7 protein-coding genes are annotated in these 8,477 nt (G+C 72.6%); 3 read left to right on the top strand and 4 right to left on the bottom strand.

Annotated elements, in window-relative coordinates; genetic code table 11:
* The 4 genes from ACFV4N_RS35495 to ACFV4N_RS35480 all read right to left on the bottom strand — a co-directional run.
* A partial coding sequence (locus ACFV4N_RS35495) for an MFS transporter (RefSeq protein WP_499677040.1) occupies positions 1-1,226 on the bottom strand: 1,226 nt, incomplete at its 3' end.
* Positions 1,223-2,533 carry a metallopeptidase TldD-related protein gene (locus ACFV4N_RS35490; RefSeq protein ID WP_499677039.1) on the bottom strand — a complete coding sequence of 437 codons (1,311 nt, stop codon included), beginning with the start codon at positions 2,531-2,533 and terminating at the stop codon, positions 1,223-1,225. The genes ACFV4N_RS35495 and ACFV4N_RS35490, both read right to left, overlap by 4 nt.
* Positions 2,530-3,828 (bottom strand): TldD/PmbA family protein, encoded by a 1,299-nt coding sequence (locus tag ACFV4N_RS35485; protein WP_499677038.1) that lies wholly within the window; start codon positions 3,826-3,828, stop codon positions 2,530-2,532. The genes ACFV4N_RS35490 and ACFV4N_RS35485 overlap by 4 nt, the downstream gene beginning before the upstream one ends.
* Entirely contained in the window at positions 3,825-4,526 is a 702-nt protein-coding gene (locus ACFV4N_RS35480) for an NADPH-dependent FMN reductase (protein ID WP_499677037.1), read from the bottom strand. Before ACFV4N_RS35480 ends, ACFV4N_RS35485 begins: the two co-directional genes overlap by 4 nt.
* A 222-nt stretch (positions 4,527-4,748) precedes the next feature.
* Here ACFV4N_RS35480 and ACFV4N_RS35475 point away from each other — a divergent pair, with 222 nt between their 5' ends.
* From ACFV4N_RS35475 to ACFV4N_RS35465, 3 genes are all read left to right on the top strand, one after another.
* On the top strand, positions 4,749-4,874 hold the full coding sequence (locus ACFV4N_RS35475) for an ammosamide/lymphostin RiPP family protein (protein WP_499677036.1): 126 nt from the start codon (positions 4,749-4,751) through the stop codon (positions 4,872-4,874).
* Positions 4,875-5,229: 355 nt separating this feature from the next.
* The gene (locus tag ACFV4N_RS35470) at positions 5,230-6,828 is read left to right on the top strand and encodes a hypothetical protein (protein ID WP_499677035.1); all 1,599 of its coding nucleotides are present in this window, start codon (positions 5,230-5,232) and stop codon (positions 6,826-6,828) included.
* Between the two features lie 17 nt (positions 6,829-6,845).
* A partial coding sequence (locus tag ACFV4N_RS35465; protein ID WP_499677034.1) for a lantibiotic dehydratase occupies positions 6,846-8,477 on the top strand: 1,632 nt, incomplete at its 3' end.

Here is an 8,477-nt window from a genome sequence, read left to right as displayed (position 1 = left end):
CTGGTGTACCGGACACCGGCGAACCAGACCACCAGGCCGATGGCGATGACGCCGGCGCCGGCGATGACGAAGACCGTTCCCGGCGAGACCAGTTCGAGCAGCGTGGCCGCGCCCAGGGAGGCCAGGGCGTCGGCCAGGAATATCGGTCCGTACACCGTGCCGAAAACCCTGCCGAGCCATTCCTCTTCGACGTGCTCGCCGATCGTGGTGTCCACGGCGATGTTCTCGAAACCGTTCCCGGCCCCGGCGATGGCGTAGGCGACGAGGACCGCGGGGAGCGCGTCGACGAGGCCCGTGGCCGCGGTGCCGATCCCGGAGCACAGCAGCCCGATGGTCAGCAGCCGCAGACCTGAGAACGACCGGAGCGCGCTCAGGAGGAGCAGCGGCGCGGCGATCATGGCCACACCGAAGACGCTCAGGGTCAGCCCGAGCGCCGACGCGGGCTGACCCAGGTCGTCGCGGAGGCGGAAGACCAGGGCCACGTTGTCCATGGCGGAGAACGCGACGCTCAGGAACAGGCCGATCGCGACGATCCGGACGACCCGGTGCCGCCAGATGTAGCGCACGCCCTCACGCGCCTCACCACCGAGCCCGCTGAGCCCGGCGAACACCCGCCCCGTGCCGCGCTCGCCCGTCCGGCGTGCCGCCCTGGCCGGGAGCGCCACGAGCAACAGCGCCGAGATCAGGTAGGTGGCGGCGTCCAGGGCGAACACCGCGGTCGGCCCGAAAGCCTGGAACAGCACCGCGCCCAGCACCGGACCGGCCGCGAAGGCGACGTTGTGCGATACGCCGAGGGCGGCGTTCGCCGGGCCGAGCGAGGCTCGCGGGACCAGCCGGGGCACCATGCTCTTGCTCGCGGGCAGGAAGAACGTGCTCAGCACCGCGGTGACGGCGATGAGCGGGATCAGGACCGGTGCCGGCGGCAGTGCGACGGCGATCACCGCGATCGTCACCATCCGCAGCAGGTCGCAGACGATCATCACCCGGCGCGGGTCGAAGCGGTCCGCGACCGCACCCGCGATCGGCCCGAGGGCCTGGGGGAGCGCGCGGGCCGCGAGCGCGGCGCCGAGGTACAGCGGTGAGGCCGAGCGCTCGTACAGCAGCAGGGTCAGCGCGGTCAGCGTGATGAAGTCGCCGAAGTAGGACGTGCTGCGCGCCAGCCACAGCGCCGCGAACGGTCGGTTCCTGATCAGCGCGGCACGGTGCGGCTTGTCGGTCTCGGTCACGGCAAGCCCCGGAACACCAGGGACGGGGTCGTGGACTCGTTGGCGCCGGGCAGGCGGACCGGGTCGTGCCCGGTCCCGATCAGCTGTCGCCAGTAGCGGAGCACGTCGCAGCGGAACTCGAACGGCGCGACCCGACTGATCCGCTTGCCACCCCGCACCACCCATCCCGCGGCGATCAGCTCGATCTGGCCGGTCCGCGGCATCGGGTTCATGGTGTCCAGCCGGCAGGACAACTCGACGTGGTCGTCGGGCACGTGGCCGCGGTCCGCGGCGACGCGGAACCGGATCGGTGTCGGCTCCGGCATCCCGGGGATCCCCATCCGCAGACCCCGGCCGTTGCGCGGCACGTCGAGGGCGGACGCCGTGCGGGCGCTGTGCAGGAACCCGACCAGCCGGCCGTCGCGCACCAGGTCCACCGGCAGGACCGGATGGCCCTCGTTGTCCGCGACGGGCAGGTGCTCACCCTCGGCGGAGCCGGGGTCGTCGGCCGACAGGCACGACGGGAACAGCCGCTTGCCCACCGCCCGCGCCAGCCCCGGGGTGTCGACCGCGGTCGAGCCGGTCAGCAGCCAGCCGAGCCCGGCGACCAGCGGACCGGCGACGGCGGGGCGGAACACCACCGGGAGGTCGGCAGGCGGCGGCGCCCCCGGTCCGGCGAGCGCGTCGAGCGCGTCCGCGTACCGCTCCACCATGGCCGAGATGTCCAGCGCGGGACCGATGGCCGCCTGACCGCAGGCGTCGGTGATCGGCCCGTGCGGTGTCTCGCACCGGACCTGCACCCGTTCGGTCGGCATGTACTGCACGGCCTCGCCGCCGCTGCGCGTGGTGATCCCCATCAGGGTGTAGAAGTGGTGCGCGACGACCGCTTGCACCTTGCCGCCGCGGTCGCGCACCGCGGTCGCCGTGCGTTCGGCCAGCCGTTCGACGTCCGACATGGACAGCGGACCGCAGTCGGGGCCCCGTTGGTCCGGCGTCAACCGGACCGCGTGCGGCAGCGCGGTCGGCCTTCCCGAGGTGTTCAACGCGTGGTCGGTCTCCACCATCAGGTCGACCAGGTCGTCGAGCCCCGACACGGAACGCCCGCGCCCGGCCGCGCGCCCGTCGCGCCACAACCGGCAGCCGTAGGCCAGCACCCGGCCCTGCACGCTGACGAACTGTGGCGTCCGCGGTTCGAGGGTGGTGGTCGCCTCGGTCGAGTCGTGCACGTACAGCTCGACCTCGTCGGCGTCGGGCGCCCGGTCGTACGCGTCGTGCGCGGTCGTGACCGAGTCCCAGGTCGGCATCGCCGGAGACGTCACTGCGTTCATCGGTCGCCGTTCTCCCCGGTGAAGTGGGTGCTGGCCGAGCTGAGCCCGTCCACCAACACGTGTGGCTGCTCGAAGCCGGTGATGAGCGGACCCTGGTTGAGCTTCCCGCAGCCGCCACCGCCGATCCACGCCACCCCCCTGTCGCCGATCGCGCGGATGTTGCCGAGGGTGCTGACGATGTCGCCGGTGATCTCGACGTCCCGCAACCGCGCCACCGGCTTCCCGTCCTCCAGCAGCAGGGCGCTCGGTGCGAAGAACGAGAACCCGCCGCCGTCGACGAACACGTACCGGACGCGGAACCGGTGGACCAGGACGGCCTCGCCGGCCGTGCCCAACACCTCGTCGTCGGTGTGCCGACCGGGCAGCACGCGCGTGTGGCACTGTCGCGGCAGGGCCGGGTAGAGGTACGACATCCGGCGGCCGTGGCCGTTGGGGCGCTCGCCCATCGCGGCGGCGGTGGCGCGGCTGTGCAGCGGATCGGCGACCACGCCGTCGCGGATCAGCGCCACCGCCTCGGCCGGGGTGCCCTCGTCGTCGACCCTGTACCCGAACACCGCCTCCTCCGAGCACGGGTCGTCTAGCACGGTCAGCCACTCGGGCCCGACCCGTTGGCCGCGGAGCGCGGCGAGCTGCGACGTGCCGCTGGCGATGACGTCCGCCTCCAGCGGGTGTCCGCACAGCTCGTGGAAGAACATGCCGCCCGTGCCGGGGCCGAGCACGACCGGGCGCTGCGCGAGCGGCAGCGATCGTTCGGGCAGGTCCCTGGCCACGTCGAGATCCGTTCGCAGCTGCCGCAACAGCTCGCCGGCCAGCGCCGGGAGGTCGTCGAGGTCCGCCACCGCCGAGTCGCGACGCGCGTGGACGTCGGGCCGGCCGTCGGCGCGGCGCCCGTCGCGTGCCTCCAGGTTGACGGTGTAGAAGCGCCGGGTGTCGGCCAGCAACGCCTCCGCCGGTCCGGCGAGGACGTCCTGTTCGTAGGAGCGCAGGCTGACCACCAGCTCCACGCCCTTGGCGAGGCCCGCGGCGCCGGCGAGCCCGGCCGCGAGCTCCGTCAGCGCGGTCTCGGCCGAAACCGCGGTCGGCCACGGCATGAGCAGCTCGTCGAGTGCCGACCGGGTGGCCGCGTCGATCCTGACGTCATCGGGCGCGACGGTGTCGTAGTGGTGGCGGGACCCGTTGCCGGAGTACTCGGTGCGGCCGATGCCCTGGTAGCGCTCGGCGCGGGCCTCGGTGCCGCCGTGCTGGTGCAGCACGTGGACCGCCTCCCGGCGCTCGGCGAAGTAGGTGTTGATCACGGCGCGTCCACCAGGGCTTCGGCCCTCACCGTTCCCGCGTGGCGGCGCAGCTCGGCGACGATCCGCTCGAACCGCGCGGTGAACCTGTCGTCGGCCAGCGCGGCGGTCCGGGCGAAGTCCTCGTCGGTGGCGACCACCACGGTGGGCACGGTCACCGCCCGCATCGCCCGGCAGGCGTGGTCCAGAGCGGTGATCGTCTGCATACCGGCCCCCTGGCCCGAGCTGGCGGTCATCAGCGCGACCGACTTGCCGGACAGCCACGGCGGGTCGTCCGAGGCGAGCAGTTGGAGGTAGTCGATGGCGTTCTTCAGCGCCCCGGAGACGGTTCCGTGGTAGGTGGGGGACGCGAACACGATCGCGTCGGCCGCGCGGACCTCGGACAGCAGGAGGGCGGCCGAGGCGGGTGGACCGGCCTCGGCCGTGGGCTCGAACAGCGGGAGCCGGTGCTTGTTCAGGTCGTACAGCCGCGGTCGCATGCCGTGGTCGCGGCAGTGGCGCAGCGCGGTACGCAGGAGTGCCGCAGTTCGGGATCGCGCGCCGAGGCTCCCCCCGATCCCCAGTACGGTCAGCTCTCCGGGCACGCGGCCTCCTCGTTCGATCGAGCACGCGAATCGCGCCTCGCACAGGGCGCTGAGATCGTGGTGGGACACCGACCGGCGATCTGGTGCGGACTTCCCCCGTGATTCGATATCGATCATCGCTCGCGCGAAGAGACCCCCGTCGTTCCCAATTCGAACGTAGCGCCCGGCCGATCGACGTGTCAACGCAATGTCACCGATTACCACATTCGAGTGAAAGCGACTGGTCGAGTGGTAGGCGGTTGCCGGCCCCGGGAGGGGCTGGTAGCGTTGCGGTGTCCCGAAGCTTGGGAGATCACGACGAACGCTTCAGTAGCTCATCTATTGCCGTGGGGGGACAAGATGGCTGAGGACAAGATCGTCGCAGAAGAGGTCGTGGACGAGCTGGACGTGCTCGACGACCTCGACGACATCGAATTCACTCTCGACGAGATCGAGAACAAGATCGCCCCGCTGGCGCTCGCCTAGGGCGTAATCGCGGCACGTACATCGGCGTTCCGGGTGGCGCGGGTCCTGGCTGCCGTTCGAACGCCTGATCATCGTGCACTCCTGCTGTCGCGGACGTCATCGGGTCGCGTGGCCCGATGACGGCTGCGATAATGGCGTTGCGCTCCTTTGTTTTCGCATAAACAGGGAGAGGGCTGTCTTGACCGAGATCATTTCCGTTTCGGTCGCCCACGGGTTCCCCGTCGCATTCGACGGAATTCGATCTATCCTGGGCGTCCTCGACGCACGAACGGCTTCCGTCCGCGCTCGGCTCGCGGAGGCGCCCATTGAGGCGAGCAATGCCGTTCCGGCGTGGTTCGATCGCATTCCGGCGCCCATGTCCGAAATAGCGCTCAGCCCGTCGGAGCGGCGCCTGCACCCGGAGTCGGAGCAGTTGTTCCGGATCCTCGACACCTCGACGGCCGCCATCGGCGGCGTCCTGGTCGAGGAGGACTTCCGGCTCGACGTGCACGATGTCGGCGCCTGCGATCCGGCGACGCTCCGAGGTCTCGTCCGCCTCGCCGAGCGCCTGGCTTGGGCCGGCGCGCCGGACCGCCTCCGGCTGTCCGGTCACGACGCGCGGAGCGCGATGGGCGCCCGGCTCGCCGCGCTCGGCCACCCGTCCCCCGAGCCCGTCCGGTTCGCGGAGCGGATCGGGACGGGGCGCGTGCCGGACGGCCCCGCCCCGGAGCGGGGACCGGCCGGCCACGGCTCACCGGAGGCGGAACTCCTCGCGACGGTGTTCGACGCCGGGGCGGGAGCGGTCGACCGCATCGCCCACGCGGTCGAGTCCATCCGCCGGGCCTTCTTCCGCTGCGACTACGAGGTGATGCTGCTCGCCGCGCTGACCGGCGCGGAGCTGTGCGCCCCCGGTCTGCGTGTCGACGGCGCCGACATCGACACCGCCCTGACCGCGGCGGGCATCCGGTCCCGGTTCGCCGACGCCGTGGAGTTCGAGGTCGGGTTGCTGCGCGGCAGCGTCGACGTGCGGGCCTTCTTCACCAAGACCGTGGGCATGGTGCACAGCTTCCGCGGCCTGCACGCCGAGGCGCTCGACCGGTTCCTGGCGATCGCGCACGACGAGTCGGTGTCGCACGAGCTGCGTGCGCAGGCCTCCGTGTACGCCGCGCTGACCAGGGTCAAGATGATGCGGGATCCCCGCGCCGGCATCGCGCAGGCCGACGAGGGGCTGGCACTGCTCGACGCGGCCGGGGCGGACGGCGACCAGGCCCGTCGTGAGCGGGGTTGGCTGCTCAACGTGCGCGCGCTGGGCGCCTTCACCGAAGGCCGCATCCGCGACGCGCTCGGCGACGAGATGTCCGCGCTCGCCTGCGTCAACGACGGACGGGACTCCAGCTCCGTGCACCTCAAGATCAACCTGATCTCGAACCTGAGCGTCCTGCAGGAGCGGACGGGTCGCTACGACGGCGCGCTGGCCACCTGGCTGAAGTACCTGACCGTCGGCGACGCCTGGGGACCGATGTTCACCAAGCACCACGCGTACCGCCGAGGCGGTCTGGAGCTGGCGGCCGGACGGCCGGACGCCGCGACCGCCGCCTACGAGGACGCGTACACGGCGGCGGCGAGCCTCGACGACCGGTTCCACCGCGCCGTCATCGCGCTCGAACTCGGCACCCTGCACCTGGAGACGGACCGATCGGCGGCGCTGGACTGGTTCGACACCGCGATCGACGCCTACGCCGAGCTCGCCGATCCCCACGGCCAGGCCCTGGCGCTGACGGGCCGGGCGCTGGCCACCGCGCGCGCTCCCGGGCCCGAGGTCGCCGCGATGGCCGCCGGATCGATCACCTACCCGGACGAGGCCGCGGCGCTGGCCGCCCGGGTGCGCACCGGTGACGTCGAAGGGCTCGCGAAGGCCCTGCCCCGGCCGCGGACCAAGCTGAACCGTCCGTTCGACCACGTCAACCTCGGATGAACAGCGGCGGGTGGTCGGTGCACGACCACGTCTTGCTGCGCCGCGCCGGCTTCCCGTTCGCGCTGGTCGAGCCGAAACCCGGCACCGTCGACGCGGCCGCCGCGGACAGGGCCGAGCACCTGGTCGACGCCTGGCGACAGCTCGAACGCGCCGCCGGGCGGCTGTTGCGGGACGAGATCCACCGCGAGGTCGACCGGACCCGTGCGGCAGGCCGGGACCGCACCAGGCTGCGCCGGCTGTCGACCCTGCGCACGGACCTCGGTCACCGGCGCTGGCCGCGGGCCGCGCGGAGCGCGCGGGCACTCGTCGGGGACGACGGCGATTTCGGCCGGGCGGCCGCGGACTACGTGCAGCGGCACGAGGCGGTGCGGCGCGCCGAGACCGACCTGCTGGCCGACCAGTCCGACGTGCTGGCGAGCGAACGGGAGCGCATCCTCGCCGCGCTCGAACGGCCCGACGTGCGGGACGCCCTGGTCCAGCTCTCACCGTCGTTCGCCGAACAGGCCCGACGGGTCGCCGAACGCGGCCGGGACGGCCCGCCGCGCGCTCGCGACCGCAGGTTCACCCGGACCGCCTACCTCTTCCTGCAACGCCTCGCGGCCAAGAACGAGACCACCGGGTTCTTCGGCCCGCTCACGCACGGCGTCGTCGAGGGGGACCGGACCGGGATCGGGTTCGGCCCCGAGACCGCGACCGGCCACCGGCGCCGGCGCGCGTTCCTCTCCTTCTGGGCGGTCGCCGAACTCGCCCGGTCCATCGCGGCCGATCCCGTGTTCGCCGAGCACCTCCTCGTGCGGCGGTCTCCGCTGATCGGTCTCGCCGACGCCGGCATCGTGTTGCCCGACGGACGCGTCGTCGACCTGGACACCGCGGACATCGCGATCCTCGACGGCCTTTCGGCCCCCACCACCGTCGCCGCCCTCGTGGGCTCGCTCGGCGCCGTCGGATCGGCGCCGGTCGTGCGACGCCGCCTCGACCGCCTGGTCAGAGCGGGCGTCCTGCTGGCCGACCTCGAACCCTCCTCGACGCGGCCCCAGCCGCTCACCGAGTTGCGGGCCCGGATCCGCACCGTCGACGGCGGGGACACCTGGCGCGCCGCACTGCGGGACGTGGCCGACCGCGTTCGCGACTACGGCGACGCCACCTCCGCCGAGACCCGCCTGGACGCACTGGGCGCTGTCGAACGACGCTTCGAGGAGCTGACCTCGAGGCCGGCCAGGCGCGACGGCGGGCGGATGTACGCCGACCGCCTCGTCGTCTTCGAGGAGTGCGAGGGAGACGCGCCGGTCAGCGTCGGCGGCGACGTCGTCCGGCGCTGGAGCGACCAGCTCGGCCCCTACCTCGACCTCTGCGCGGCCTACGGGGAGCTGCGTTGGCGCGGCCTGCGCACCCTCGTCACCGAACTGGTGACCGAGCCCTGCGGGTTCCTGTCGTTCGCCGAGCGGCTGGCCGCGGCGATCGAGGCCGGCGGCCTGAACCGCCACCGGGAAGCCGAACGCCCGTTGCTGGACGCCTACACGGCCGTGGTCGAGCGCGCGGAACAGGACGGCGTGGCCCTGCTGCGGCCCGAGGACCTCGCCGAACTCGTGGACGCGTCCGGCGCGGCGCGAACCCGTCCGCGATTCGTGTCACCGGACCTGATGCCGGCC

Origin of the sequence: Actinosynnema sp. NPDC059797 (assembly GCF_042732085.1) — a bacterium.
In the GTDB taxonomy this organism is placed as follows: Bacteria; Actinomycetota; Actinomycetes; order Mycobacteriales; family Pseudonocardiaceae; genus Actinosynnema.
This window is presented reverse-complemented; position numbering and strand designations above follow the sequence as displayed.

Excerpts from the sequence above, each read along its gene's own strand:
- ACFV4N_RS35470 (WP_499677035.1), top strand. The coding sequence starts at position 5,230 with ATGTCCGAAATAGCGCTCAGCCCGTCGGAGCGGCGCCTGCACCCGGAG.
- ACFV4N_RS35475 (WP_499677036.1), top strand. The coding sequence starts at position 4,749 with ATGGCTGAGGACAAGATCGTCGCAGAAGAGGTCGTGGACGAGCTGGAC.
- ACFV4N_RS35480 (WP_499677037.1), bottom strand. The coding sequence starts at position 4,526 with ATGATCGATATCGAATCACGGGGGAAGTCCGCACCAGATCGCCGGTCG.
- ACFV4N_RS35490 (WP_499677039.1), bottom strand. The coding sequence starts at position 2,533 with ATGAACGCAGTGACGTCTCCGGCGATGCCGACCTGGGACTCGGTCACG.